General features: G+C 64.2%; 26 protein-coding genes. 13 read left to right on the top strand and 13 right to left on the bottom strand.

The window, feature by feature from the left end:
* The first annotated feature begins 70 nt into the window (after positions 1 to 70).
* The 5 genes from BMX92_RS04950 to BMX92_RS04930 all read left to right on the top strand — a co-directional run bounded on the left by BMX92_RS04950 (position 71) and on the right by BMX92_RS04930 (position 5,789).
* Positions 71 to 559: a dihydrofolate reductase gene (locus BMX92_RS04950; RefSeq protein WP_093012858.1), complete on the top strand. Its 489-nt coding sequence runs from the start codon at positions 71 to 73 to the stop codon at positions 557 to 559.
* Positions 560 to 687: 128 nt separating this feature from the next.
* The gene (gene ribF, locus BMX92_RS04945) at positions 688 to 1,614 is read left to right on the top strand and encodes a riboflavin biosynthesis protein RibF (RefSeq protein ID WP_093012855.1); all 927 of its coding nucleotides are present in this window, start codon (positions 688 to 690) and stop codon (positions 1,612 to 1,614) included.
* A 152-nt stretch (positions 1,615 to 1,766) separates the two neighbouring features.
* Positions 1,767 to 4,622 carry an isoleucine--tRNA ligase gene (gene ileS, locus BMX92_RS04940; protein ID WP_093012852.1) on the top strand — a complete coding sequence of 952 codons (2,856 nt, stop codon included), beginning with the start codon at positions 1,767 to 1,769 and terminating at the stop codon, positions 4,620 to 4,622.
* 244 nt (positions 4,623 to 4,866) lie between these two features.
* On the top strand, positions 4,867 to 5,379 hold the full coding sequence (gene lspA, locus BMX92_RS04935; RefSeq protein ID WP_093012849.1) for a signal peptidase II: 513 nt from the start codon (positions 4,867 to 4,869) through the stop codon (positions 5,377 to 5,379).
* Complete coding sequence (locus BMX92_RS04930; protein WP_093012847.1) at positions 5,376 to 5,789, top strand: DUF3035 domain-containing protein; 414 nt, start codon at positions 5,376 to 5,378, stop codon at positions 5,787 to 5,789. Before lspA ends, BMX92_RS04930 begins: the two co-directional genes overlap by 4 nt.
* 6 nt (positions 5,790 to 5,795) lie before the next feature.
* Here BMX92_RS04930 and BMX92_RS04925 read toward each other — a convergent pair whose 3' ends face one another.
* On the bottom strand, positions 5,796 to 6,137 hold the full coding sequence (locus BMX92_RS04925) for an ArsR/SmtB family transcription factor (RefSeq protein ID WP_093012845.1): 342 nt from the start codon (positions 6,135 to 6,137) through the stop codon (positions 5,796 to 5,798).
* On the bottom strand, positions 6,124 to 6,573 hold the full coding sequence (locus BMX92_RS04920; RefSeq protein WP_093012843.1) for an SRPBCC family protein: 450 nt from the start codon (positions 6,571 to 6,573) through the stop codon (positions 6,124 to 6,126). The genes BMX92_RS04925 and BMX92_RS04920 overlap by 14 nt, the downstream gene beginning before the upstream one ends.
* A 223-nt stretch (positions 6,574 to 6,796) precedes the next feature.
* Between BMX92_RS04920 and BMX92_RS04915 the strand changes: the two genes are divergently transcribed.
* Entirely contained in the window at positions 6,797 to 8,335 is a 1,539-nt protein-coding gene (locus BMX92_RS04915; protein WP_093012840.1) for a ShlB/FhaC/HecB family hemolysin secretion/activation protein, read from the top strand.
* On the opposite strand, the gene BMX92_RS26855 is transcribed toward BMX92_RS04915, so the two are convergent.
* The 8 genes from BMX92_RS26855 to BMX92_RS04875 all read right to left on the bottom strand — a co-directional run bounded on the left by BMX92_RS26855 (position 8,316) and on the right by BMX92_RS04875 (position 14,892).
* Positions 8,316 to 8,627 (bottom strand): hypothetical protein, encoded by a 312-nt coding sequence (locus tag BMX92_RS26855; RefSeq protein ID WP_143066725.1) that lies wholly within the window; start codon positions 8,625 to 8,627, stop codon positions 8,316 to 8,318. The two genes, BMX92_RS04915 and BMX92_RS26855, sit on opposite strands and share 20 nt — an antisense overlap.
* 128 nt (positions 8,628 to 8,755) lie before the next feature.
* Complete coding sequence (gene dxs / locus BMX92_RS04905; RefSeq protein ID WP_093012834.1) at positions 8,756 to 10,672, bottom strand: 1-deoxy-D-xylulose-5-phosphate synthase; 1,917 nt, start codon at positions 10,670 to 10,672, stop codon at positions 8,756 to 8,758.
* Positions 10,673 to 10,682: 10 nt separating this feature from the next.
* Positions 10,683 to 11,237 carry an ATP-binding protein gene (locus BMX92_RS04900; protein WP_256213282.1) on the bottom strand — a complete coding sequence of 185 codons (555 nt, stop codon included), beginning with the start codon at positions 11,235 to 11,237 and terminating at the stop codon, positions 10,683 to 10,685.
* The gene (pnuC, locus tag BMX92_RS04895; RefSeq protein WP_093012828.1) at positions 11,234 to 11,803 is read right to left on the bottom strand and encodes a nicotinamide riboside transporter PnuC; all 570 of its coding nucleotides are present in this window, start codon (positions 11,801 to 11,803) and stop codon (positions 11,234 to 11,236) included. Before pnuC ends, BMX92_RS04900 begins: the two co-directional genes overlap by 4 nt.
* Positions 11,804 to 11,822: 19 nt before the next feature.
* Positions 11,823 to 12,287: a Fur family transcriptional regulator gene (locus BMX92_RS04890; RefSeq protein ID WP_093012825.1), complete on the bottom strand. Its 465-nt coding sequence runs from the start codon at positions 12,285 to 12,287 to the stop codon at positions 11,823 to 11,825.
* Between the two features lie 48 nt (positions 12,288 to 12,335).
* Positions 12,336 to 12,662, bottom strand: coding sequence for a DUF423 domain-containing protein (locus BMX92_RS04885; protein ID WP_093012822.1), 327 nt, complete (start codon positions 12,660 to 12,662; stop codon positions 12,336 to 12,338).
* A complete protein-coding gene (locus BMX92_RS04880; protein WP_093012819.1) occupies positions 12,659 to 14,458 on the bottom strand; it encodes a cation:proton antiporter domain-containing protein in 1,800 nt (599 codons plus the stop codon). Before BMX92_RS04880 ends, BMX92_RS04885 begins: the two co-directional genes overlap by 4 nt.
* Positions 14,458 to 14,892: an iron-sulfur cluster assembly scaffold protein gene (locus BMX92_RS04875; RefSeq protein ID WP_093012816.1), complete on the bottom strand. Its 435-nt coding sequence runs from the start codon at positions 14,890 to 14,892 to the stop codon at positions 14,458 to 14,460. Before BMX92_RS04875 ends, BMX92_RS04880 begins: the two co-directional genes overlap by 1 nt.
* 371 nt (positions 14,893 to 15,263) lie before the next feature.
* Here BMX92_RS04875 and BMX92_RS04870 point away from each other — a divergent pair, with 371 nt between their 5' ends.
* Positions 15,264 to 15,719, top strand: coding sequence for a YaiI/YqxD family protein (locus BMX92_RS04870; RefSeq protein WP_093012813.1), 456 nt, complete (start codon positions 15,264 to 15,266; stop codon positions 15,717 to 15,719).
* Positions 15,719 to 16,891, top strand: coding sequence for a BaiN/RdsA family NAD(P)/FAD-dependent oxidoreductase (locus tag BMX92_RS04865; protein WP_093012810.1), 1,173 nt, complete (start codon positions 15,719 to 15,721; stop codon positions 16,889 to 16,891). Before BMX92_RS04870 ends, BMX92_RS04865 begins: the two co-directional genes overlap by 1 nt.
* 81 nt (positions 16,892 to 16,972) lie before the next feature.
* On the opposite strand, the gene BMX92_RS04860 is transcribed toward BMX92_RS04865, so the two are convergent.
* Positions 16,973 to 18,682: an ATP-binding protein gene (locus BMX92_RS04860; RefSeq protein ID WP_093012807.1), complete on the bottom strand. Its 1,710-nt coding sequence runs from the start codon at positions 18,680 to 18,682 to the stop codon at positions 16,973 to 16,975.
* A gap of 154 nt (positions 18,683 to 18,836) precedes the next feature.
* The gene (locus BMX92_RS04855; RefSeq protein ID WP_093012804.1) at positions 18,837 to 20,891 is read right to left on the bottom strand and encodes a transglycosylase domain-containing protein; all 2,055 of its coding nucleotides are present in this window, start codon (positions 20,889 to 20,891) and stop codon (positions 18,837 to 18,839) included.
* A 110-nt stretch (positions 20,892 to 21,001) separates the two neighbouring features.
* Here BMX92_RS04855 and BMX92_RS04850 point away from each other — a divergent pair, with 110 nt between their 5' ends.
* A complete protein-coding gene (locus tag BMX92_RS04850) occupies positions 21,002 to 21,199 on the top strand; it encodes a hypothetical protein (RefSeq protein ID WP_093012801.1) in 198 nt (65 codons plus the stop codon).
* Positions 21,200 to 21,221: 22 nt separating this feature from the next.
* On the opposite strand, the gene BMX92_RS04845 is transcribed toward BMX92_RS04850, so the two are convergent.
* Positions 21,222 to 22,532: an MFS transporter gene (locus BMX92_RS04845; protein ID WP_093012798.1), complete on the bottom strand. Its 1,311-nt coding sequence runs from the start codon at positions 22,530 to 22,532 to the stop codon at positions 21,222 to 21,224.
* Positions 22,533 to 22,675: 143 nt separating this feature from the next.
* Between BMX92_RS04845 and pgsA the strand changes: the two genes are divergently transcribed.
* From pgsA to BMX92_RS04825, 4 genes are all read left to right on the top strand, one after another.
* A complete protein-coding gene (gene pgsA, locus BMX92_RS04840) occupies positions 22,676 to 23,239 on the top strand; it encodes a CDP-diacylglycerol--glycerol-3-phosphate 3-phosphatidyltransferase (RefSeq protein ID WP_093013894.1) in 564 nt (187 codons plus the stop codon).
* 3 nt (positions 23,240 to 23,242) lie between these two features.
* The gene (locus BMX92_RS04835) at positions 23,243 to 23,509 is read left to right on the top strand and encodes a MoaD/ThiS family protein (RefSeq protein ID WP_093012795.1); all 267 of its coding nucleotides are present in this window, start codon (positions 23,243 to 23,245) and stop codon (positions 23,507 to 23,509) included.
* Positions 23,506 to 23,949 carry a molybdenum cofactor biosynthesis protein MoaE gene (locus tag BMX92_RS04830; RefSeq protein WP_093012792.1) on the top strand — a complete coding sequence of 148 codons (444 nt, stop codon included), beginning with the start codon at positions 23,506 to 23,508 and terminating at the stop codon, positions 23,947 to 23,949. Before BMX92_RS04835 ends, BMX92_RS04830 begins: the two co-directional genes overlap by 4 nt.
* Before the next feature lie 559 nt (positions 23,950 to 24,508).
* Positions 24,509 to 24,910 (top strand): 1-deoxy-D-xylulose-5-phosphate synthase, encoded by a 402-nt coding sequence (locus BMX92_RS04825; protein ID WP_256213281.1) that lies wholly within the window; start codon positions 24,509 to 24,511, stop codon positions 24,908 to 24,910.
* The last annotated feature ends 64 nt before the right edge of the window (positions 24,911 to 24,974 follow it).

The raw sequence follows: 24,974 nt of genomic DNA, 5'->3' as shown, positions 1-24,974 counted from the left end.
GGAGCCCAGTTCCAACGTTTCAACTGGGCTCCTGCTTCCGCAGGAGCACGCTGCGCTTGAAAGGCAGGGCATGAACCGCACGCAAATCACCCTGGTCCTCGCCCGCGCCGACAATGGCGTAATCGGCAAGGATGGCGACCTGCCCTGGCAGTTGCCGGCGGACCTGAAACATTTCAAGGCGATCACCGCCGGACACCCCATGATCATGGGGCGCAAGACGTTCGACAGTCTGCCCGGCCTGTTGCCCGGCCGTCGCCATATCGTGCTGACCCGCGATGCCGCATGGGCGAGCGAGGGGGCGGAGGCCGCGCAGGATATCGCCGGGGCGATCGCACTGGCCGACGCGCCGGTCGCGATGGTGATCGGCGGGGCGGAAATCTATCGCCTGTTCCTGCCGCTGGCCGACCGGATCGAACTGACCGAAGTGCATGTCGATGCGGAGGGGGATGCGGCGATCGCCTATCCCGATCCGGCGGACTGGCGGGAAAGCGCGCGGGACGATCATCCGGCGGTGGATGGGCGACCGGCCTATAGCTTCGTGACGTTCGAGCGGAAGTAGCAATCCCGTGCTACTGCGCAAGCAGGAGCCTAGGGCGGCAAGCGCTGCGTCCGGAAGCCTGGGCTCCTGCTTTCGCAGGAGCACGGTGGTCCATTGCCACGCCCGGCCCACCCCCCTATAGGCGCGCCATGGAGCGGCTTTCTAGCGGCGCCCCGATCCCCGCTCCTCTGCGCGGGAGCGTCATGGCGCTGGGCAATTTCGACGGATTTCATGCGGGCCATCAGGCGGTGGTCGGTCGTGCGATCGATCGCGCCCGGGCCGAAGGGCGCCCGGCCATCGTCGCCACCTTCGATCCGCATCCGATGCGCCTGTTCCGGCCCGATACGCCCAGCTTTCGCCTGACCACGCTGGACCAGCGCGCCGCGCTGTTCGCCCGCGCCGGGGCGGACGCCATGCTGGTGTTCGACTTCACGCCGGAGCTGGCCGCGCTGGATGCCGCCGCCTATGTCCGGCTGCTCACAGATCAGATGGGCGTCGCTGCCGTCGTCACCGGGCAGGACTTCACCTTTGGCAAGGGGCGCAGCGGCACGATCGACAGCTTCGGCCAGTTCGGCCTGTCGGCAGAGGCGATCGCCCCGGTCATGGACGGGGAGGGGGTGATTTCCTCCAGCCGCATCCGCGCCGCGCTACAGGCGGGCGATTGCGACACGGCCACGCGCCTGCTGACCCGCCCCTTCGCGATCGAGGGGATGGTGCAGCATGGCGACAAGCTGGGCCGCACCATCGGTTTCCCGACCGCCAATATCGATATGGGGCCATATCTGCGTCCGGCCTATGGCATTTATGTCGTGCGCGGGTTGCTGCCGAACGGGCGGGTGCTGGATGGGGCCGCGAACCTGGGCATCCGCCCCAGCTTCGATCCGCCCAAGGAATTGCTGGAGCCGCATTTCTTCGATTTCGCCGAAAGCCTTTATGATCAGGCGATCGAAGTGCAGCTGATCCGCTATCTGCATGGCGAGGTGAAATATGACGGGCTCGACGCGCTGATGGCCGGCATCGCCCGCGATTGCGAGGATGCGCGGCAAATCCTTGCGGGAACGCCCCGGCTCGCGTAGGGCGACGCTTCCACATTTCCCGTTCGTGTCGAGCGAAGTCGAGACACAGGGCCGAGCGAAGTCGAGGCCTTTGCGCAAGCCCTCGTTCCACTCGGGCCGGCCCTTCGACTTCGCTCAGGGCGAACGGATCATAGAGACTTGCACGGACACCCATGACCGACGCACCTGACTATAAATCCACCGTCTTCCTGCCCGTCACCGACTTCCCGATGAAGGCGGGCCTTGCGCAGAAGGAACCGGCCATTGCGGCGAAGTGGGAGGCGATGGACCTCTATGGCAAGCTGCGCGAGAAGCGTGCCGGCCGCGAACGCTTTATCCTGCATGATGGCCCGCCCTACGCCAATGGCGACATCCACATGGGCCATGCGATGAACAAGGTGTTGAAGGACATCATCGTCCGCAGCCAGTCGCTGCTGGGCAAGGATGCGCCTTACGTGCCCGGCTGGGATTGCCACGGCCTGCCGATCGAATGGAAGATCGAGGAGGAATATCGCAAGAAGAAGCTGAACAAGGATGAGGTGCCCGCCGCCGAATTCCGCGCCCAGTGCCGCGCCTATGCCGACAAATGGGTGGGCGTGCAGAAGGATCAGTTCAAGCGTCTGGGCGTGATGGGTGATTGGGCCGATCCCTATCTGACCATGAAATTCGATGCCGAAGCGACGATCGTGGGCGAATTGCTGAAGTTCGCGGAAAGCGGCCAGCTCTATCGCGGCGCCAAGCCCGTCATGTGGTCCCCGGTCGAAAAGACCGCGCTGGCCGAGGCGGAAGTGGAATATGAGGACGTCACCTCGACCCAGATCGACGTGGCGTTCGAGATTGTCGAAGCGCCGAACGCGCCGGAACTGGTCGGCGCTTATGCGGTGATCTGGACGACGACCCCGTGGACGATCCCTGTCAATCAGGCGATCGCTTATGGGGAAGAGATTGATTACGTCCTCTTCGACGTTCCCGAACTCGGTAAGTCGATCCTCGTTGCGAGCGAACTTTCGTTGAACGATGCCGTATTCACGCGGCTTCTTGGTCAGCGGTTGGAAACGCCTGTGGTTAAATGGCGCGGCAAAGGCACCGACCTCGCCGGCGCGATCGCCCGTCACCCGATGCACGCGCTGGGCGGCTTCTTCGCCAGGCCGCGTCCGCTGCTGCCGGCCGATCATGTCACGACCGATGCGGGCACCGGCCTCGTCCATATGGCGCCCGACCATGGTGAGGAGGATTTCCTCGCCTGCAAGAAGCTGGGCATCGATCCGGTCTTCGCGGTCAATGATGCGGGCTTCTATCGCGACGACTGGGACTGGCTGGCCGGGCAGGGCAGCGTCATCAACACCAAGTTCAACGGTCCCGAAGGCCCGATCTGCACCGATCTGCGCGCGGCCGGCGCATTGCTGAGCGCCAGCGACTTCCGCCATAGCTATCCGCATAGCTGGCGGTCGAAGGCGCGCATCATCTATCGCTGCACCCCGCAATGGTTCATCCCGATGGATAAACCACAGGAAGCCGTGCTGGCCGATGTGGATGGCGGCGTGATGCCGACCCCGATCGTCACGGGCAACGGCCCGACGCTGCGCGAAATCGCGCTCGACGCGATCGAGCAGACCCGCTGGGTGCCGGAGCGGTCGACCAACCGCATCCGTTCGATGGTGGAAGGCCGCCCCGACTGGGTGATCAGCCGCCAGCGCGCCTGGGGCGTACCGATCGCCCTCTATGTCCATCGCAAGAGTGGGCAATATCTGGTTGATCCGGCAGTCAATGCCCGCATCATCGAAGCGTTCAGGGGCGCGGGTGCGGACGCATGGTTCGGCGCGGATCATCAGGCGCTGCTCGGTCCCGATTATGACCTCAACGACTATGAGGTCGTGAACGACATTCTCGACGTCTGGTTCGATTCAGGTTCGACCCACAGCTTCGTGGTCGAGGGCCGCTATGGCGAAGGGACGCGCGCCGACCTCTATATCGAGGGGTCGGACCAGCATCGCGGCTGGTTCCAGTCCTCGCTGCTGGAAAGCTGCGGCACGCGCGGCCGTGCGCCCTATGGCGCGGTGCTGACCCATGGCTTCGCGCTGGACGGCACGGGCAAGAAAATGTCCAAGTCGCTGGGCAATGTCGTCGATCCGCTCAAGATCATGAGCGAGAGCGGCGCGGACATCCTGCGCGTCTGGGTCGCCAGCACCGACTATTTCGATGACGTGCGCATTGGCAAGGAAGTGCTCGCCGGATCGTCCGACGCCTATCGCAAATTGCGCAATACATTCCGCTACATGCTGGGCGCTCTTTCCGACTATGATGAAGAGACGGAAGCGGTGTCCTATGCCGACATGCCGGAGCTGGAGCGCTATATGCTCCACCGTCTGGCTCAGCTCGACGCGGAGCTGCGCGCCGTGGTGGACAAGGCGGCGAAGAGCGAGAACTGGCTGGAATTCAGCCGCTACACCCGCGCGATCTTCGACTTCGCGAACAGCGACCTCAGCGCCTTCTTCTTCGATATCCGCAAGGATTGCCTCTATTGCGATGCAAAGAGCGATCCCAAGCGTCGCGCCTATCGCACGTTGCTCGATACGCTGTTCCATGCGCTGGTCCGCTATGTCGCGCCGATCATCCCTTTCACCGCTGAGGAAGTCTGGCAAAGCCGCTTCCCAAATGACGAGGATAGCGTCCATTTCCTCGAATGGCCGGAAGTCGATCATCACTGGATCAACAGCCATCTGAACGACAAATGGGGCGAACTGCGCTACCAGCGCGAACAGGTGAACGAGGCGATCGAACCGTTCCGCCGTGAAAAGGTGATCCGCTCCAGTCTGGAAGCCGACGTCACCATGGGCGAAATGCTGCCCAGCGACGGTGTGAACTTCGCCGAAATCGCTATCGTCGCCCGGATCGAAATGGGCGTGGGCGACGGCATCATCGTCAAGCCCAGCGACTGGCACAAATGCGGCCGCTGCTGGCGCCTGTTGCCGGAGGTCGAGGAAGACGGCACGCTCTGCAACCGCTGCGACGATGTGCTGAAGGCGTAGCTGGATGTGACGTGCTCCTGCGAAGGCAGGAGCCCAGGATGCGTGGCATTTCGTTCGACCCTGGGCTCCTGCTGTCGCAGGAGCACGTAGCCGGCAAACTTCTCCCTGTCCTGCGCGCAGGCCCTTGGGTATAGCGCAGCAAAATGGTCGCACTTGAATGAACGGGATGACAATGACGGTTTCCGACGGGTTCTTGCTTTCCACGGCGTCATCCGCCTTTCCCCTGACTGCGGGCTGATCTTCCATGGCTGCCATCAATCATCGCCCGCTGGGGCTGACCGTCGCGATCGTGACGCTCGCGCTGGACCAGCTCGTCAAATATACCGTCACCTATCCGCTGGCGCTCAAGAGCCGGCTGGACGAGGGGATCGAGATATTGCCGATCTTCCGCCTGCGCTGGCTGGAAAATCGTGGTGTTTCCATGGGCTTCTTCCATGCCGATACCGATATGGCGCGCTGGGCGCTGGTCGGCATGACCTTTCTGATCGCCGCCTTTGTGGGCGTGTGGATGTGGCGGGAGCGCGCGCGGCAGGATGTCGCGGCGCTGGGCATGGTGCTGGGCGGGGCGATCGGCAATATCGTGGATCGCATCCGGCTGGGCTATGTCGTTGATTATGCGGATTTGCATTTCGGCGAATGGCGGCCTTTCCTGATTTTCAACCTGGCGGACGCCGCCATCACGATCGGCGTGTTGATCCTGCTTGCGCGGGCGCTGCTGCTGCGCGACAAGAGCGCAAAGACGGAGACTTTGAAGTGAAGCGTAACCTGATCCTCGCCGCTGGCCTTGTTGCATCCCTGTCCGCCTGTGGCGGCGGCGGTGGCCTGTTCAACCGCGCGCGCCCCGATGAATTCGCCGTCTCGCGTCAGGCACCGCTGGTCGTGCCGCCCGATTTCGCGCTCGTGCCGCCGGCGCCGGGCACCCCGGCCGCCGCTGCGGTCGATTCGCGCAGTGAAGCGATGCAGGCGATGTTCGGCGGCCCCGCCGCCCGCAGCGCGGGTGAAACCGCTGCGCTGACCGCCGCCGGGCGCGCCAATGCGGCTGCCGGCATCCGCTCCTCGGCCGGTGATCCGGCGACCGAAGTGGTCGACAAGGGCAGCACCACCCGCGACATCATCGCCGCGCCGGAAGGTGACGGGCAGGACGCACGCGCCGCCACGCCGAACTAATTAATATCAGGGTAGGGGGCCTTGCCGGTTCCCTTCCTCCACCATGGCCTTGAGCCGGGCGAGCGTGCCGTCCCACTGGGCGCTCACTTCGCCCAGCCAGTGGCGTGCCGCCTCGATCGCGTCGCGCCGCAGCGCATAATGCACCTCCCGCCCGCTGCGGCGGCGATGGACCAGCCCCGCGCCATGCAGCACGTCCAGATGCTTCGCAACCGCCTGCCTGCTCATCGGCAGTCCGTCGCCCAGTTGTACGATCGACCGTTCCCGGCCATCGGACAGGCGCCGGACCAGCCCCAGCCGGGTCGAATCACCCAATGCGGAAAAGAGCGAGGCCGGTTCAGCCGCTGACATAGCGCCGGATATTCTGGACCTGCTCCGCCCAGCCGCCTTCATTGGAGCGCAGGATATTCGACCGGCGCGGTTCCGGCACGGCATCGAAACCGCTTTCGACCACGGTCAGTCGCGTGCCCGCCGTGATCGGCTCCAGCAGGAATTCGACCAGCGTCCATTCCGGCACGCCATTGCGGATCGCCGCCTCATCCCCGCCGATCGCCGGCCATATGAAGGCGAAGCGGGTCATCGGCTCGATCGCGACCGTGCGCGATTCCCAGGGGAAATGCTCATAGCCCGGATAGGTCATGTGTCCGGTCGTGCTCTGGCCCACGATAAAGGGCTGGTCGAGCGCCACCAGAAACCAGGCGCCGAATTTTTCATGATCGGTGATGGCGTCCCAGACTTTCTCTACGGGCGCGGCGATTTCGATCGTCTTGATGATGCTGTCGGACATATAAGCAACCTCCTGGTTGCTTATATCGAGCGGGAGGCCTGTCGATGCAAGGGCAGCATGGCTAATGCTGAATTAACTCTATCTATTGGCCTCTCCGGAAACCGGCGACTGCCATGATGGCGGCAGGGGGGCATTTTATCGGTAGGATAGAATGCCCGATCATCGGATGCCATTGGCCCTGCCCCATCAGCGGACAGGCCGGAGAGGACAGAGCCCAAGGGCAATGACGCGCGCCTTTCGCGCCGTGTTGTTTGGCATGCTGCTTTTACTGTCCACTTCGCTGTTGCAATCGACCATCGCGATGGCCGAGGAAGCCGGCGGACTGGTGCCCAATCCAACCATCGGCCTGAAGGCGATGCGCGTGCGCGGATCGACCATCGCGCCGGATCTGACCGCCGCGTTGCAACCCCTGATCGGCCGTCCCTCCAGCGAATCGACCCTGCGACAGGCTGCCGCCGCGCTGGACCGGGCCTATGGCGCGAGCGATATCGCCATCTATACCATCACGCTCGACCGGCTGGCCGATGACGGCGTGCTGGAGGTCGGCGTGGTGGAAGGCCATGTCGAAGGGTTCCAGTTCGAAGGGAAAGCGCGGGCCGGTGCCGACCGCCGGGTCCGGCGGATCGCCGAAAAGCTGCGTGGGGAGGGCCCCTTGCACAAGGGAGAACTCCAGCGCGCCTTGCGCCTGATCGGCGACATATCCGGCGCTAAGGTTGAGGCGGACATGATTGCCGGGCGCCAGCCGGGCGGCCTGATCCTGCGTTTCCGCATCGATTCCGCGCCGCCACGCCTTTCCCTGTCCTTCGACAATAATGGCAATGGGACGCTGGGCAGGGCGCAGGCGACCGCATCGGCCAGCATGGGCAGCCTGCTGACCGGCGGCGATCGGGTGGACATGCTCTATACCCGATCAATCAGCGGGCGAGGCGAGGCGTGGGGCGCCACCTATGCCATGCCGATCGGCTTTGACGGACTGCAAGCCGGGCTGTCGGCGGTGCGCGGCAGCAGCGTGGAGCCGATCTTCGGCCTGCGCGGCCGTAGCCTGAATTTCTCGGCCAGCCTCAGCTATCCCCTGCATATCGGGCCGGCCACGCTGTTCAGTGCGACCGCTTCCTTCGATGCGCAGCAGAGCGATATCTATTATGGCGACCTGCAGCTGATTACCGAACGATCACGGGTGGCGCGGGCCACGGTGAACTGGACGCGATCCGGGCCGCGGTCCCGTGCGGCGGCCGCGCTCTCCATCGCGCGCACGCTCGATCTGCCCGGCGCGCAGGCGACGATATTGCTGACCGACAAGGATTTCACGAAATTGCGGTTGAGCGCCGCCTATCACCGCCTTTTGACGCAGAATCTGGTGCTGCGGCTGGGCATGACGGCGCAATATAGCGCCGATGCGTTGTCGAGCGTCGAGTCACTGGCGCTGGGGGGGACGGAATATGGTCGCGGTTTCGAACCGGCGGTGCTGACGGCAGACAAGGGCATCGCCGGCAGCGCCGAACTGGCCTGGTCGCCAACTGTGGGCAAGGCCGGGCGGCAGGTGGAACTCTACACTTATGTAGATGGCGCCCGTGCGACCTATAATGAACGGCTGATTTCCTACGCGACCAGCTTCAGCCTTGCCTCGTCTGGCGGGGGTATCCGTGTGAAGGATGGGCCGATGAACGTCGATCTGTCGGCCAACCGTGTCGTGCATGATCCCTATGCGGGCTTTGGTGATCGCTGGCGATTGACCATCGGCGTCACGCTAAACTGGCCCTGATCAGGGTTGAAGGGCGATGCGCCGTTCGTCCAGATAGCGCGCGAAGCCGGCGATGCTGAGGGACGAGGGAATGGTTTCCGGCGACTGGGCCGTCGGTTCCAGGCAGCGCAAACAGCCGGAAAAAATCGGCGACCATGTCTTCGATATCTTCCGAATCGATTCCGGCGTCTGTTGCCAGATCATCATCGGGGTGCGGCAATATATCGCCCTCGCCATAATAGGGGCTGATGGCGTCCCATAGGAATTCCGCCACAGGCTCCGCGATGCCGGATGCGACCAGTCCGTCGATCATCGCCCATGGCGCCATGCCATCCCGCTTCGCGGCCAGACGTCTGGTCTGACGTTTCGCGCGCAAATGACCGTACAGGACCAAGCCGCCCATGCCCAGCGCGGCGCCGAGCAGCAGCTTGGCGAAGACCGTCAGGCCCGCGCCTCCGCGCCCACGCTGTTGTGGCGCAGGGCGGTCAGCACTGTGTCGACGATCGCGTCGGCATCGAGGCGCGCGTCGGCATATTGTTTTTCTGGCTTGTCCTGATCCTGGAACAGGTCGGGCAGGCGCATGGTGCGCAGTTTCAGGCCATTGTCGATCAGCCCGGCGTCGCTGGCCAGCGTCAGCACATGGGCGCCAAGGCCGCCGATCGCGCCTTCCTCGATCGTCACGGCGACCTCATGGGTGGTCAGCAGCTTGCGGATCAGCGCTTCGTCCAGCGGCTTGGCGAAGCGCAGGTCGGCGACGGTGGTGGACAGGCCCTTGGCCTCCAGCGTTTCGGCGGCTTTCAGTGCTTCTTCGAGGCGGGTGCCCAGCGAGAGGATGGCGACCTGACGCCCTTCGCGCACGATCCGGCCCTTGCCGATTTCCAGCGCTTCGGGAACCGTTGGCATGTCGACGCCGGTGCCATTGCCGCGCGGGTAGCGCACGGCGATCGGCCCGCTGTCATGCACGGCGCAGGTGTGGACCATATGGACCAGTTCGGCCTCGTCCGCAGCCGCCATCACCACCATATTGGGCAGGGTGGCGAGATAGGTGACGTCGAAGCTGCCGGCATGGGTGGAGCCATCGGCACCGACCAGACCGGCGCGGTCGATGGCGAAGCGAACGGGGAGATTCTGGATCGCCACATCATGCACGACCTGATCATAGGCGCGTTGCAGGAAGGTGGAGTAGATGGCGCAGAAGGGGCGCATGCCTTCCGCCGCGAGGCCGGCCGCGAAGGTCACGGCATGCTGTTCGGCAATCCCCACGTCGAAGATGCGATCGGGGAAGGCCTGCTCGAACTTGTCGAGACCGGTGCCGGACGGCATGGCGGCCGTGATGGCACAGACTTTAGGATCGCGCTGCGCCTCGGCGATCAGGGCCTGGGCGAAGACATTGGTGTAGCTGGGCGGGCCGGGAGGCGCTTTGGCCTGCGCACCGGTGACGATGTCGAACTTCTGCACGCCATGATATTTGTCCGCCGCCGCTTCGGCCGGGCCATAGCCCTTGCCCTTTTGCGTCACGACATGCACCAGACAGGGGCCTTCGGCCGCATCGCGGACATTTTCCAGCACCGGGATCAGCTGGTCCAGATTATGGCCGTCGACCGGGCCGACATAATAGAAGCCCAGTTCCTCGAACAGGGTGCCGCCCATCGCCATGCCGCGCGCGAATTCATCGGTCTTGCGGGCCGCATTGTGGAGTGGTCGGGGCAGCTTGCGCACCAGCCGCTTGGCCAGGTCGCGCAGGCCCAGAAATTCGCGGCTGGACACCAGACGGGCGAGATAGGCGGAAAGGCCCCCGACCGGCGGCGCGATCGACATGTCATTGTCGTTCAGGATCACGACCAGCCGATTGCCCGCGTCGCAGGCATTGTTCATCGCCTCATAGGCCATGCCCGCCGACATCGCCCCGTCGCCAATCACGGCAATGCCCTTGCCCGGACGGTCCTGCATCTTGTTGGCGATGGCGAAACCCAGCGCCGCGCTGATCGAGGTGGAACTGTGCGCCGCGCCGAAGGGATCATATTCGGATTCGGCCCGCTTGGTGAAGCCGGACAGGCCACCACCCTGACGCAGGGTGCGGATACGATCGCGCCGCCCGGTCAAAATCTTGTGTGGATAGCATTGATGGCCGACGTCCCAGACCAGCCTGTCGTTGGGCGTATCGAACACATAATGGATGGCGGTGGTCAGTTCCACCACGCCAAGGCCCGACCCCAGATGGCCACCGGTCACGCCCACCGCCGCAATGGTTTCCGCGCGCAGTTCATCGGCCAGTTGACGCAATTGGTCGGGCTGGAGCTTGCGCAGGTCGTCGGGGGTGCGAACGGTATCGAGCAACGGGGTAGCAGGTTCGGACATGGGAAGGTGCCTACTCGTTTTCCTGCGCCAAGTCGAACCCTTGCGACGCTTTTGACGGCGCCAAAGCCTCGATCAGTGCCACGGCTTTGGCGAATCGCGCATCCCAGCCGCCATCGACCGATGCCCAGCGCACGCCGGTCGTCACCAGCATCGTCTGGCAGATCGCGGCGAAACGGGCGCGCACGCTATCTTCGCCATAGACGCGGACCTCGTCGGGCACCCAGGGGACATCGGCTTCCATCAGCAGATAAAGATCGGCCTTGGGGTGGGAGAGGAGTTCAGCCGGGACATAGCCGATCATCATCTCCGCCCAGGCGGCGGTCATCAGCGAATCGGTGTCGGAAAAGAGAAAGCGGTGGGCCTTTGGCCGCGCCTCTTCTATCATGGCCGTCTGTGTGCGGCCGATCAGCAGCAGGTCCGCCTCGTCCATTTCCACGCCATGCGTCTCGGCATGGGTGCGACCATATTCGGGCACCCAGATCGTGTTGAAATGGCGGGCCAGGCGATCCGCCAGCACCGACTTTCCGGTGCTTTCGACACCGTGCAGAACGATGGTGAAGCTCATGCCGGGGCGCGCTCCATCGTGCGGCGCCATGCCATCAGGCCCCAGAGCGCGATGACGAAGAAGAGGGCATAGAGGATCGACGTCGCGATCAGGCCCCGGCTCCAGAACAGGCCGGTCGCCAGTGCATCGACCACGACCCACAGAACCCAGCTTTCGACCTTCCGCTGCGACTGGAGGATTTGTGCGGCCACGCTCATGCCCGCGATGCTCGCATCGGCAAAGGGCGCGGCGGCATCGGTAAAGCGGGCCATCATGCTGCCCCATGCCACCGCCACGAGTGCCGTGCCGGCCAGCCAGAACAGGCGCCCCATGGTGCTCAGCCGCTCGACCGCAATGCCGCCATCGCCACTCTTGCGGCTATGCACCCAGTTCCACCAGCCATAGAGGTTGATGATGAGGAAGAAGATCTGAAGCAGCGCGTCGCTATAGAGTTTCGCGTCGAAGAAGACGAAGAAATAGAGCGTCACCATGGCGATGGCGAACGGGTAGTTCCACAGCGATCGGCGCGCGACGAGGATGATGTTGATCAGCCCCAGCGCGGCCGCGATCCATTCGATCATGGTCATGGCAGGCGGCGAAGCCCCGTCAATGGGCGTTGCAGGTGCCGCGCATCTCGATCACCGCGCGCTTCGGCGTGAAGCCGGCCTTGTCGGCGGCGGCGCGCAGCGAGGAGGTGATCGGATCATTGTCGATATGCGTCACCTGTCCGCATTCGTCGCAGACCAGAAAGATGCAGTCATGATGACAGCCCGGATGGGCATTGGCGATATAGGCGTTGGCGCTTTCCACCCGCATGGCGATGTTGTTCGCCACGAACAGGTCGAGGATGCGATAGACGCTGTTGGGCGCGACCCGCTTGCCGCGCGCCTTGGAAACATTGTCGGCAATGTCATAGGCGGATGCGGGCTTTTCCTCCGCCGCCAGCGCATCGAAAATGGCGGCGCGCATCGGCGTCCATTGCTCGTTCTGCGCCTCCAGCGTGGCGCGCGCGGCATTGGCCAGCTTCGCGCCGGTCGGTTCCTGATGATGATGGTGATCGTGGTCGGCCATGGTCTCTAATCTATGCGCAGCCGGGGGGTCCGGCAAGGGGAGGGCTTTTTAGGGACGGCTGAAGTTCCATGCCGCCCACAGCCAGCCCGCTATCATCAGCGTGCCGCCGATCGGCGTGATCGCGCCCAGCCATTTGGGACCGCCCAGCGCCATGACATAGAGGCTGATCGCGAAGATCGCTGCGCCGACCAGCATCACCGCCGCTGCGCCGCGCGCTACGCCCATGATCGCCAGCGCGCCCACGGCATGGATCAACTGATATATCCCGCCGGTGCGCAGCCATTCTGCCGCTTTCGGATCAGCCACGCCATGGGCGCCGAAGGCCCCGGCGCCGATCGCCAGTGCCGCCGACAGACAGGCCAGTATTGCGATCATGCCTCTTCCCCATCCCCTCGGCTCAGCAGCCGCATGCCGCGGCCGGGCCGATACATCAAGTCCTTCGCCGCCAGCAAATTGCCATGTTCGATCTGGAGCGCCATGCGCTGTTCATCATTCTCGCGATACTGGCGCTCGACCTCTTCCACTTCCCCGGCCGGCACGCCCAGCGCTTCCATCGCCTGCACGCCCATGCAGATGGCGGATTCATAGACTTCGCGGACCACCCCGGCCAGATCCATGTCCTGAAGCGCCAGCACCTGCCGCCGGTCGAAGGCGCGAACCATCAGGGCGGCCTGTGGGAAGGCTACGGCGATCGGCTGGAGCGCGCGGCTGTCCAGCGAGGGATCGTCGATGCAGAAGGCGATCAGCCGCGCTTCGCCCGCACCGGCGCGGTGGAGCAGGTCCATACGGGTGCCGTCGCCATAATAGACCTTCATGTCGAAACGGCTCGACACCTCGATCTGCGCCGGCTTCTTGTCGATCAGGGTGACGCCAAAGCCATGGCCCATCAGCATCTGCGCCACCGTCTGGCCGAAGCGGCCATAGCCCACGATGATCGCGGAGCCGCGCGGCGCATCCTCCGGACCGGGCAGGCTGCCGTCATCCTTGGGCTTGGCGAATTCGAACCGGCGGGCAAACAGCATCAGGAAGGGGGTCGTCGCCATGGAGAAGGTGACGATCGCGCTGAACAGGCTGGCCGCCTGTGGCGCGATCAGCAGCGCGCTTTGCGCCTGCGCGAACAGGACGAAGCCGAATTCACCGCCCTGGCTGAGCAGCAGCCCCGCGCCCAGCGCCTGCTTGCCCGGCATCCCGAACAGGCGGGCGAGGCCGGTGATGATCGCGGCCTTCGTCACGACCAGCATCGCCGCCATGGACAGGACGAAGAGCGGGTTGGCCGCCACCGCGCGCAGATCCAGCACCATGCCGACCGCCAGGAAGAAGAGGCCGAGCAGGATCGACCGGAACGGCTCGACGTCCGATTCGATTTCGTGGCGATAGGGCGAATCGGCCAGCATCACGCCCGCGACGAAGGCGCCCAGCGCGGTCGACAGATGCAGCGCGTGCATCAGCGAGGCGGCGGCCAGCACGGTGAACAGGCCGACGACGACGAACAGTTCGCGCTCGCCCATCCGCCCGACCAGCCCCAGCAGCGGGCGCAGGATGAAGCGACCCGCCAGCACGAGGCCGGCGATCGCCGCGACGGTATAGCCCGCCATCATCCATCCCGGCGGGCCACCGGCATCGGCCGGGTTGCGCGACAGGGCGGCGACGATGGTGATCAACGGAACGATCGAGAGATCCTGGAACAGCAGGATCGAAAAGACCTTCTCGCCGAAGGGGGAGTTGATGCGGCCACTGGATTTGAGGCCCGGCAGCACCTGCGCCGTGGAGGACAAGGCGAGCGGCAGGCCAAGCGCGATCGCCGCGCCCCAGCTGAAGCCGGTCGAGTAAAAGATGATCGCGGTCAGCGCGCAGCCGCACAGCACCACCTGCGCCAGACCGAGCGCGAAAATGTCGCGCTTCAGCCGCCACAGCCGGGCGGGATGCAGTTCAAGCCCGACGAGGAAAAGCAGCAGGACGATGCCGATTTCCGCGATGGCGAGCTTCGATTCGGCGCGGCCGACAAGGCCCAGCCCCTGCGGCCCTACCAGCGCGCCCGCGACCAGATAGCCCAGTACAGCGCCGAGGCCGAAGCGGCGGAACAGCATGACGAAGGCGACGGCCGCGCCCAGCAGGATCACGCCTTCGGACAGCAGTACGTCGGTCGCGCTCACGGCAGCATGGGCCTCCATCAGGCGTCTGCCATGCGGGCGGCTTCGGCGATCGCCTCGAAACCCAGCCGGATCGATGCATGCCGGGCGGGATAGCCGCGCGCCGGGGCCAGCACCGCCAGGCCCGGCCAGAAATCCAGATCGTCGCTGTCGCCGGACAGATAGGCGGTCAGGCGGTCGCGCGCATCGGCCAGTTCCTGCGCCGTCAGGCCGATCGCCTGCGCCGCCATCAGCGCCGCCGATGCCTGCCCCAGCGCGCAGGCCTTCACGTCCAGCCCCATGTCGGTCAGCCTGCCATCAGCCATCTTCACGTCCGCCGTGACCCGCGATCCGCAGGTGGGCGACCGCTTCTCGACCGTGGCTTGCGGATCGGGCAGGCGCTGGTGATGCGGGATGCTGGCGGCGAGCCGCAATATGTCCTTGTTATACAGGGGCGCTTTGAGGGGGGCGTTCATGCCGACCCATGTAGGGCAGGAGCGGCGCGGGGTGAAGGCGGCGATTGGTCTTAGGGGAAAATAGACTAGAAATCCGTCTGTAGCGGAAAATGGGGCATAATTTAGCGGCCACATCCCCATCGCCGTCATGCTGAACTTGTTTCAGCATCCATCGGGCCGAACGCGTTGATTTCTAGAGGGCGTTGGAAGGTGTCGAATTTCTCTGCTGCGGCGGACGACGCCTTCACATGGTTCGGCGCGAGTGGCGAAATGGATGCTGAAACAAGTTCAGCATGACGTATAGGTGAAGGTGCATTCTTGGCGCCCTTCGTAGATGAGGATTTATCGCAGGCCCATTGTCTCGACTGGCCCGGCGGCCTATCGCGCAAGCCATGAAGATCCTCGTCGATGCCGATGCCTGCCCCGTGAAGGAAGAGGTGTATAAGGTCGCCTGGCGGCATGAAGTGCCTGTCACCATCGTCAGCAACAGCCCCATCCGCATTCCTGTCCATCCGCTGCTCGACCGGGTGGTGGTGAGCGATGGGTTCGATGCGGCCGACGACTGGATCGCCGAACGGGCTGACGCCCGGTCGATCTGCATCACCGCCGATATCCTGCTCGCGGACCGCTGCCTGAAGGCGGGCGCGGTGGTGATCGCGCCCAATGGCAAGCCTTTTACGCTGAGTTCCATCGGCGCGGCCATCGCGACGCGCGCGATCATGGCGGACCTGCGCGCGGGCGCGGTGGGTGATCCGATCGGTGGGCCGCCGCCTTTCTCCAAGGCGGATCGTTCGCGTTTCCTGTCTTCGTTGGACGAGGCGCTGATGCGTCTGAAGCGGGGCCGCTGATGGCCGACCATGACGCGATCATCCTGGGCGCTGGCGCGGCGGGCATGATGTGCGCCAGCGTCGCCGGGCAGCGGGGGCGGCGTGTGCTGCTCGTCGACCATGCCGATGCGCCGGGCAAGAAGATCCTGATTTCCGGTGGCGGCCGTTGTAACTTCACCAATATCCATACCGCTGCCGACCGTTATCTGTCCTCCAATCCGCATTTCGCCAAGTCGGCGCTGGGACGCTATACGGCGCAGGATTTCCTCGCGATGGTCGAGCGCTACGGTATCGCCTGGCATGAAAAGACGCTGGGGCAGCTTTTTTGCGATGGTTCGGCGAAGCAGATCGTCGCCATGCTGGCGGAGGAATGCGCCAGGGGCGGCGTGACCATGGCGCTGGGGCAGGGCATAAGCGCGATCGATCATATGGACGGCCTCTATCGGGTGACGATCGGCGGGGTCGAGCATTGCGCCCGCGCGCTGGTGCTGGCGACCGGCGGGCCATCGATCCCCAAGATGGGCGCGACCGGCTTTGCCTATGATGTCGCCCGGCAATTCGGGCTGACGATCGTCCAGCCGCGCCCCGCGCTGGTGCCGTTTACGCTGGGGCTGGAAGAGGCGCTGTTCCAGTCGCTCTCCGGCGTGTCGGCGGATGTCGAGGTGCTCTGGAACAAGACCCGCTTTCGCGAAGCGGCGCTGTTCACCCATCGTGGGCTCTCCGGCCCGGCGATGCTGCAAATCAGCAGCTACTGGCAGCATCGCACGCCGATTCAGGTGAATTTCCTGCCGGACAGGACGGTGGACTGGCTGCTGGAGGAAAAGCGCGATCGGCCGCGCACCCATCTGCGCCGCGTGCTGGGGCAGGCATTGACCGAGCGGCTGGCCGATACATTGCTGGAACGGATCGGGGTGCAGGGCGAACTGGCCAATCTGTCCGACAAGGCGCTGCGGCAAGTGGCGGCGAAGCTGGCGGACTGGCCGTTCGTCCCGTCGGGTACGGAAGGCTATGCCAAGGCGGAAGTCACCGTCGGCGGCATCGCCACGGCTGGCCTGTCATCCCGTACCATGGAAGCGACGAAGGTGCCGGGTCTTTATGCCATTGGCGAGGCGGTGGACGTCACCGGCTGGCTGGGCGGCTATAATTTCCAATGGGCCTGGGCCAGTGGGTGGGCCGCCGGGCAAGCGCTTTAGGTTGTCACGACTTCACAATGATCCACGACGTCATTGCTTCGCTGCGCTCGCAATGACGATTTAGGCTGATATTTTGTCGCCCTAGGCGACCTGTGCCCGTGCCGCGCTGATGCTGGCTTGCAGGTGGGTGCGGCGGAACGGTTTGGACAGGCGGACGATGTCGGGCGCGATCAGGTCGATGCCCTGATAGCCCGAAATGATCATTACCGCGACGGCCGGATGGTCGACGCGCAGCCGGAGCGCCAGTTCCGCGCCCGTCATCCCCGGCATGACATGATCAGTGATGACGATATCGGGCTGATAGCCTGCCTCGATCATGCTGATCGCCAGTTCGGCATGGTCGATATCGACCACGTCATAGCCCATGTCGGCCAGCATCTCGCGCGTGCTGTTGCGCACCAGTCCATTATCGTCGACCAGCAACACCTTGCCCTGAAAACCGCCCTGCGCCGTTGCGGACGGCTCGTCATGGGACGGGACAGGCGCGGTTTTCTCTACCGGTAGCCAGAACTGGACCTGCGTACCCTTGCCGAACTCGCTGTCGATCTCCAGCGCACCGCCAAGTTGGCCGGCGAGCCCATGCGCCATCGACAGGCCAAGCCCCGTGCCATGGCCGGTCGGCTTGGTGGTGAAGAAGGGCTCCATCGCCGACGCCTTGACCGCAGGCGTCATGCCCATGCCACTGTCTGCGATGGTCAGGCAGACATAGGGGCGGGCGACCAGCGGGCTAGGCAGGCCATGTTCGCGGATATCGGCGCTGATGGACAGCATACCGCCTTCGGGCATGGCGTCGCGGCTGTTGACGACCAGGTTCAGGATCGCCAGTTCCAGTTGATGCCCGTCGGCGCGAACGGGTGGCAGGGAATGGGGCACGTCGATCGACAGGGTGATGCGCGGCCCCAATGTGCTGGCCAGCAACGCCTGCATCCCATCGAGCAGATCAGTCAGGTCCACCGCCGTCGGCAACAGGGGCTGGCGGCGAGAAAAGGCCAGCAGCCGCTGGACCAGCGTTTGCGCCGTTTCGGCCGCCTGCATGGCGATCGATCCCGTCCTGGCAATGGCTTCGGGCGTGATGCTGCCGGAGAGGATGCGATCCAGCCCGCCGATGATGGGCGTCAGCAGATTGTTGAAGTCATGGGCGACATGGCCGGTAAGCTGGCCCAATATCTCCATCTTCTGTATCTGGCGCAGCGTGTCCTGGGATTTTTCCAGATCCTTGGTCCGTTCCCGCACCCGCTCGTTCAGTTGCAGGTTGAGCGCTTCGAGCGAGGCGAAGAGGCGGCCATTTTCCAGTGCCGTCGATGCGGCGCGTGCCAGCGCTTCCAGCAGCGCGATCTGGTTATCGGTCGGCGCGCCCGCTTCGGACCAGTAGGCGCCGACCGCCGCGATCGATTCCACCCGGCCGATCGGCACCATGATCATCGAACGGACGAAGGTGCTGCGATAGGCGTCCACCGGCACGCGGGGGTCCATGAACACGTCGGGGATCACGGCGGTCTGATGGTTCAGCATCGCCCAGCCGGAGACGCAGCGCTGCATCGGGAAGCGCTGGCCCGCCCAGAGCGGCTCCATCGAATCTTCCGCGACATAATGGCATTTATCCTCGTCGCGCAGCACCACGGCGATGCCGTCGGCACCGACCGCGCGGCGGGCAAAGGCACGCAGGACGGAGATGATCGCATCGATCGATCGGGCACCGGCCAGCGCTTCCATCGCTTCGGCTGCCAGGGTCCAGCGCGCCGCCAGCGCCTTATGTTCGGCGCGAACCTCGCTGTCTGATGCTTCCCTCATCGCGCGACCTCTGCATTGGAACTGGCGCCATATGACATGCAGGCAGTTTCGTTGCGAAATAGGCCTTCGTCAACGGCTTACGCGATGAAGTGAGGAATGCGTATCCGATTATGTAATTTACGATGCGGCATTAACCAAGCTGGAGAGGCCAGGATCATGGCCCATTATCCTCGCCCTCCGGCTGCGTCGGCGCGACGCGGGGCGGCGGCGTGCCTTGCGGCGGAACCGGGACGGGCTGGTCGGTCGGGATGCGGATCTGGTTCGGGCCGATATTGACCGTCATGCCGCCTTCGTCGACGCCCAGGCCGACATTGCCGATGCCGGTTTCTACGGCGATATTGGCGATGGCGTTGACCAGATCGGGGTCCTGCTCAGCGTCGGACGTATCCTCGACCGGTTCGTTGATCGCCCCGCTCATGAAATTGCGCCAGATGCGCGCGGGCACGCCGCCGCCGGCCGCGCCGCCGGGCAAGGGCGTATTATCGTCATTGCCGATCCACACCGCCGTCACCAGACCGCCGGCATAGCCCACGAAGATGGCGTCCCGGCTATCCTGCGTCGTGCCGGTCTTGCCGAAAGTGCTGGTGCGCAGGGCAGCGGCGCTGCCGGTGCCGCGATTGGCGGCGGAGGAGAGCAGATCGCGGATCATCTCCAGCTGATCGTCGCTAAAATGGCGCTGACGCTGCATCAGCTTTTCGAACCAGCCCTGCTCCTCCGGCGGCAGGCCATGGGCGACGACCGGATAGGCCCCGGCTGCGACGGCGGCATAGGCCTCGACCAGTTCGACCAGCGGGATTTCCGACGTGCCGAGCGCCAGACTGAGATCTTCGGTCAATGGTGCGGTGACGCCCAGGTCGCGCGCCACCTTGATGACATTGTCGACGCCGACCTTCTGGGTCAGGCGCACGGCCGCCACATTGCTGGACGCGGCAAAGGCCTGACGCAGGGTGATGCGACCGCGATATTTGCCGCTATGATTGGCCGGGCGATAGGTGCCGGTGGTGATCGGCGTATCCTCGATCATGTCGTCCGGCGTCATGCCCGCGCGGAAGGCCGCGAGATAGACGAACAGCTTGAAGGTCGATCCCGGCTGGCGCTTGGCCTGCACCGCGCGGTTGAAGCTGCTCTTGTCGTAATTCTTGCCGCCGACCATGGCGACGACGCTGCCGTCGGGCTTCATCGCTACCAATGCGGCCTGCGCCCCGCCCAGCGGGGCGCGGCGGATCGCGGCTTCGGCCAGGCGCTGGATGCGCCAGTCGAGCGTGGTCTTGATCTCCTGCTCGCCATAGACGGCACCGGCCCGGTCGCGCGCCTGTGGCAGCACCCAGTCGGCGAAATAGGTGCCGCTGGTCGGGTCTGGCTCCTCATGCACGTCCAGCCGCGCAGGGGGCAGGGCGTTGCGTTCCGCCTGGCTGATATAGCCGGCATCTACCATCGCCTGCGTCACCAGCGCGGCGCGGGTGCGGGCGCCCTTCAGATTGGACGTGGGGGCGAGGCGGGAGGGGGCCTTGAGCAATCCGGCCAGCATCGCCGCCTGCGGGATGCTGAGGCGATCGGGCGAGCGGTTGAAATAATGGCGTGCGGCGGCGCGCAGGCCGTAGACATTATCGCCGAAATAGACGTTGGAGAGATATCTCTCCATAATCTGGTCCTTGGTCAGCCAGGCTTCCAGCCAGACCGCGATCAGCGCCTCGCGCGCCTTGCGGCCGAAGGTGCGGTCGCTGGAGAGAAACACGCCCTTGGCCAATTGCTGGGTGATGGTGCTGCCGCCCTGCGACGATCCGTCCGACCACAGATTATGCCACATCGCGCGCGCGATGCCGCGCGGGTCTACGCCCCAATGGCTCTGGAAGCGGCGATCCTCGATCGCCATGAAGGCCTGTGGCACATGGGCCGGTAGTTCGGCGACGGTAACGGGCTTGTCGATCACCGCGCCGCGTCGCGCGATCAGATGGCCGTCGGCCGACATCAGGCTGATCGCGGGCGGGGCGATGGGCTTCAAGGATCGGGACAGCGGCGCCGTCACCGCCAGCCAGGCGATCAGGATCATCAGCACGGCGAGGCCAGCGGCCGCCGCCCATCCGAAAATCTGGAGCCGCCGCCGCCATGGAGTGGGCGGCGCAAAAGCACTGGGCGGACCGGCGCCAAATTCGCGCGGCGGCGCAGCAGCGGGATCGGCGTGGGCAGAGTCGGTCATCGGTTCGTTCATACTGTATTGTTCGCATCATACAGTCAAGCCTGTCCCGCAGCGGGACACGGGCCGGAGTTAACCACAATAAGCGCTGGCAGATATGGTAAATTTTGCGTTAACCAATTTCCATGCGTAACCGACCTCTCGTCCTCACCACCGAATCGGCCCGCCATCCCTTCCGGCAAAGGCTGCCCGCCCATGTGTTGCGGGTGCGAGATGATGGGCCGTCGGGCAAGAAGCGTCCGGTCGATGACGACAGCGACTGGAAATTATTCGCGCTCAGTTTTTGCGCCTTTTTCACGGCTTTCTACAGCTTCATCTTCTGAAGCGTCGGGCGGCACGCGCGGCTTAATGACATAGCGGACCGTCGCAGGCCTTGTGCAGTTTCCAGGCCATGCCCGCGCAGGGGATGGTCAGGATCGCGACCAGCAGCAGTTGCATCACGACCGATACGCCCGCGATGCTGAGGCCTATGGCACAGAGCGATCCCACCACCATCGCCCCGGAATTGACGATATTATTGGCGGCCACCGTCCGCGCTGCCTCGCACTTTTCGACCGTCGTGGTCAGGAATGCGTAGAGCGGCACGACGAACATGCCGCCGAAGGTCGCAACGCCCAGCAGACAGAAGGACAGCGGAATCGCCAGCGGATGCGCCAGGAAGCCTGCCAGCGACAGCATCTGTCCGTCGGGCGCGGGCGTCCACAGATCACACACGATGTGGAAGGCGACGATGCAGACGCCCATGCCGATCACCGATGCGGGCGCATATTTGGCCGACACATGCCCCTGAAGCAGGCGGTTGATGGCGATCGATCCGATCGCGATGCCGATCGAGAAGATCGCCAGGAACAGGCTGGCGACCGGCTTGTCGGCGGTCAGCACATTCTTCACCAGCGGCGGGAACTGGATGAACAGGATGGAGCCCACCGCCCAGAACAGACTGATCGCCATGATCGCCAGAAACAGCCGGCGAATGTGCATCGTACCCTTCACCAGCGCGATGGAGGATCGGATGACATGAAAATCGATCGGCTGCTTTTCCAGCAGGGACGGCGCCGACGGCACCTTGCGCCCGGCGACATAGCCGACCAGCGCGGTGATGATGATGCCGACGGCCGCCGCCTCGATCGGGATCAGGCCGGCCAGGATCGTGCCCGCCAGAATCGCGATATAGGTGCCGGCTTCCACCAGTCCGGTGCCGCCCAGAACCTCGTCATCTTCCAGATGCTGGGGCAGAATCGCATATTTGATCGGGCCGAAGAAGGTCGAATGGATGCCCATGGCGAACAGGGCCGCCAGCAGCAGCGGGATCGCCAGCGTGTGGATCGCAATGCCGCTCCAGATCAGCGCAAGGCCCGCCGCACCGATGCCCATGATGCCGATTTCCGCAGCTTTCACCCAGCGGATGATCATCGCCTTGTCGCGCTGGTCCGCCAATTGGCCCGACAGCGCCGACAGCAGGAAGAAGGGCAGGATGAAGATGCCCGTCGCCAGCGCGCTGAACCAGGTTTCCGACCGTTCGTCATTGTAAACCTGATACACGACGAACAGCACCATGGCGTTCTTGAACAGGTTATCGTTGAAAGCACCCAGCAGTTGGGTGATGAAAAGCGGCAGAAAACGGCGCTTGTTCAGGAGCCTGAGTGAGGCTTGCATATTATTGGGCGTCTTCTTTCCCGTTAGCGACCGGGGCGGGGTCTAGCGGGTGGCGGCGTCCCTGTCCAATGCCAAGCGCCTGCACAGTGCCAACCTGCATGGCCTCGCTTGTGCCGCGTCCCAGTCTGTGGCAGGTCGCCCGAATGCTGACGCTGCCCAATTTGCTGACGCTTTCGCGCATCCTGACAGTACCCTTGCTGGTCGCTTTGCTGTGGCCGGCGGAGGTCGGTGCGCGCTGGACGACCGGCTATGCTTTTGCCTTCGGCCTTTATTGCCTAATGGGCATCACCGATTATTTCGACGGCTATCTGGCCCGCGCGCAGGGCGCGGTGTCGAAACTGGGCATCTTCCTTGATCCCATCGCCGACAAGATCATGGTCGGGGCAGTGATCCTGATGCTGGCGGCGACCCGCGACATTGCCGGCATGCATATCATCGCCGCGATGATCATCCTGCTGCGGGAAATCGCGGTGTCGGGCCTGCGCGAATTCCTAGCCGGATTGCAGGTGTCGGTGCCGGTGTCACGCCTCGCCAAGTGGAAGACGACCTTCCAGATCATCGCGCTGGGCGCGCTGATCCTGGCCGGTGCGGTGCCGCATTTCCCCTTCGTCCAGACGGTGGGCATCCTCACGCTCTGGGCGGCCGCCATTCTGACGCTGATCACCGGATGGGATTATCTGCGTGTCGGCATCAAGCATATGGACTGAGCCATGGCGGAGCCGACGCTGACCATCGTCTATTTCGCCTGGGTGCGCGAAGACGTGGGCCGGGATGAGGAGCGGATCGATCGTCCATCGTCTGACATTACGGTCGCCGATCTGGTCGCGGCACTGGCGGCGCGGGGCGGCGGCTATGCGCAGGCGCTGGGCGATGCCACCAAATTGCGCGCCGCGCTCGACCAGCGCTTCGTGCCGCTGGAGACCGTGATCGGCGAGGCGCGCGAACTGGCCCTTTTCCCGCCGGTAACGGGCGGATGAAGCGCGTTTCGATCCAGCCGCAGGACTTCGACATTGCCGCCGAACTGGCGGCGCTGGAGGCGCTGGGCGGTGGCGGCGTGGCGAGCTTTACCGGCGTGGTGCGTGGGGAGGGCGGCCTCATCGCGCTGGAGCTGGAACATTATCCGGCGATGACGCAGGCGCAGGTCGACCGGATCGTGGAGGATGCGCTGGGCCGCTGGCCGCTGCTGGGCGTCAGCGTCATCCATCGCTTCGGGCGGCTGGAACCGGGCGCGCGCATCGTCTTCGTTGGCACGGCATCCCGCCATCGCACTGCGGCGCTGGAAAGTTGCGCCTTCCTGATCGACTGGCTGAAATCGCACGCGCCCTTCTGGAAGAAGGAACATTTCGGCGACGGCGCAACCGCATGGGTCGAGGCGCGCGCGGAGGATGACGCGAAGGCGAAAGGCTGGGGCGGTTGATCGCCTGATTTCCACCATAAAGTGACAAAAGAACCGCAAAACGCGCGTGTTTTTGTCGCCTTATGTCGTTTTTGACGAGCGCAGGGCGGCGACAGGCATCGACAATGGAAAGAGAGCAGGTAATGCTGTAGCTGACTTGGGGTCTGTAGGACAGGAGCCAGTCGGGCGGGTTTTGACCAGAAATGGACGCAGGAAGCATGCTGTGATGATGCCCGAAATCATCCCCCTTTTCCGCGAAAGCTGGGGCCTGAGGCGATCGTTGTATCGGCTTGAACAGACAGGTCGCTGGAGTGGCGTCGCAGGCTATATATGTTGTTCGCGCGAAGACGCGGAGAGAATGCGCAAACTCTCCGCGTCTTCGCGCCTCCGCGTGAACCAAATTAAAGAAAGATTTCGCGCAGAGGCGCAGAGAGCGCAGAGGAAATTGCCATGCTTGCCCTGCGTTCTCCGCGCCTCTGCGCGCATATAATATGCACCGTCGGTGCAAAGCGACCAAAGGTGGTCACTCGATCAGATCATTTGCATTTCCTGAAACCGGCCGCACATCCAATCGGCTGGTATGACCAAATCTGGTGGAAAGCAGCCGTTCCGGTTGGCCATCGACTTTGCTATCGCTGGCTGCGGAGGCCTTGCAATGAACGCTAGACGAACTCGGATCATGTATATTGAGGATAAGTCGGGCGGCCTCAACGGTCCAGCTCGGATTGGCCGCGTCACGATCTCGCAGTCGGGTCAGTCTGTTCACTACCAAGAGCGCACGTTTCAACGGCTTGGCGGCGGTGGTGGTGGATTGAAGTCCAACTACTTCGACGTGGCGACGGGTGAGGAGTACTGGATTTCGGGGCCGCGAAAAGATGGTGCTGATCGGCTCTACCCGAGCAGCACGATGCCAATCGAAGTGGATACCGATGTGCGTGACGAATACTGGCGAGAGATACGCGGCCTACCTGTGCCGCAGTGACCGTAATTGGACGATTAATGCCGAATGATTTTTCTTCGCGCAGCGTCCTGTATGGTCGATTATC

It is taken from the genome of Sphingobium sp. YR768 (assembly GCF_900111125.1).
Classification (GTDB): domain Bacteria; phylum Pseudomonadota; class Alphaproteobacteria; order Sphingomonadales; family Sphingomonadaceae; genus Sphingobium.
This window is presented reverse-complemented; position numbering and strand designations above follow the sequence as displayed.

Bases quoted from the DNA above. Each gene is read 5' to 3' on its own strand.
- BMX92_RS04865 (WP_093012810.1), top strand. From the start codon at position 15,719: ATGGCCGACCATGACGCGATCATCCTGGGCGCTGGCGCGGCGGGCATG.
- BMX92_RS04850 (WP_093012801.1), top strand. From the start codon at position 21,002: ATGCGTAACCGACCTCTCGTCCTCACCACCGAATCGGCCCGCCATCCC.
- pnuC (WP_093012828.1), bottom strand. From the start codon at position 11,803: ATGACCATGATCGAATGGATCGCGGCCGCGCTGGGGCTGATCAACATC.
- BMX92_RS04880 (WP_093012819.1), bottom strand. From the start codon at position 14,458: ATGGAGGCCCATGCTGCCGTGAGCGCGACCGACGTACTGCTGTCCGAA.
- BMX92_RS26855 (WP_143066725.1), bottom strand. From the start codon at position 8,627: ATGATCGACGGACTGGTCGCATCCGGCATCGCGGAGCCTGTGGCGGAA.
- BMX92_RS04925 (WP_093012845.1), bottom strand. From the start codon at position 6,137: ATGTCAGCGGCTGAACCGGCCTCGCTCTTTTCCGCATTGGGTGATTCG.
- BMX92_RS04855 (WP_093012804.1), bottom strand. From the start codon at position 20,891: ATGAACGAACCGATGACCGACTCTGCCCACGCCGATCCCGCTGCTGCG.
- BMX92_RS04835 (WP_093012795.1), top strand. From the start codon at position 23,243: ATGGCGGAGCCGACGCTGACCATCGTCTATTTCGCCTGGGTGCGCGAA.
- lspA (WP_093012849.1), top strand. From the start codon at position 4,867: ATGGCTGCCATCAATCATCGCCCGCTGGGGCTGACCGTCGCGATCGTG.
- ileS (WP_093012852.1), top strand. From the start codon at position 1,767: ATGACCGACGCACCTGACTATAAATCCACCGTCTTCCTGCCCGTCACC.
- BMX92_RS04860 (WP_093012807.1), bottom strand. From the start codon at position 18,682: ATGAGGGAAGCATCAGACAGCGAGGTTCGCGCCGAACATAAGGCGCTG.
- BMX92_RS04875 (WP_093012816.1), bottom strand. From the start codon at position 14,892: ATGAACGCCCCCCTCAAAGCGCCCCTGTATAACAAGGACATATTGCGG.
- BMX92_RS04900 (WP_256213282.1), bottom strand. From the start codon at position 11,237: ATGAGCTTCACCATCGTTCTGCACGGTGTCGAAAGCACCGGAAAGTCG.
- BMX92_RS04885 (WP_093012822.1), bottom strand. From the start codon at position 12,662: ATGATCGCAATACTGGCCTGTCTGTCGGCGGCACTGGCGATCGGCGCC.
- BMX92_RS04890 (WP_093012825.1), bottom strand. From the start codon at position 12,287: ATGGCCGACCACGATCACCATCATCATCAGGAACCGACCGGCGCGAAG.
- BMX92_RS04920 (WP_093012843.1), bottom strand. From the start codon at position 6,573: ATGTCCGACAGCATCATCAAGACGATCGAAATCGCCGCGCCCGTAGAG.
- ribF (WP_093012855.1), top strand. From the start codon at position 688: ATGGAGCGGCTTTCTAGCGGCGCCCCGATCCCCGCTCCTCTGCGCGGG.
- BMX92_RS04950 (WP_093012858.1), top strand. From the start codon at position 71: ATGAACCGCACGCAAATCACCCTGGTCCTCGCCCGCGCCGACAATGGC.
- BMX92_RS04830 (WP_093012792.1), top strand. From the start codon at position 23,506: ATGAAGCGCGTTTCGATCCAGCCGCAGGACTTCGACATTGCCGCCGAA.
- BMX92_RS04870 (WP_093012813.1), top strand. From the start codon at position 15,264: ATGAAGATCCTCGTCGATGCCGATGCCTGCCCCGTGAAGGAAGAGGTG.
- BMX92_RS04845 (WP_093012798.1), bottom strand. From the start codon at position 22,532: ATGCAAGCCTCACTCAGGCTCCTGAACAAGCGCCGTTTTCTGCCGCTT.
- BMX92_RS04915 (WP_093012840.1), top strand. From the start codon at position 6,797: ATGACGCGCGCCTTTCGCGCCGTGTTGTTTGGCATGCTGCTTTTACTG.
- BMX92_RS04825 (WP_256213281.1), top strand. From the start codon at position 24,509: ATGACCAAATCTGGTGGAAAGCAGCCGTTCCGGTTGGCCATCGACTTT.
- dxs (WP_093012834.1), bottom strand. From the start codon at position 10,672: ATGTCCGAACCTGCTACCCCGTTGCTCGATACCGTTCGCACCCCCGAC.
- pgsA (WP_093013894.1), top strand. From the start codon at position 22,676: ATGCTGACGCTGCCCAATTTGCTGACGCTTTCGCGCATCCTGACAGTA.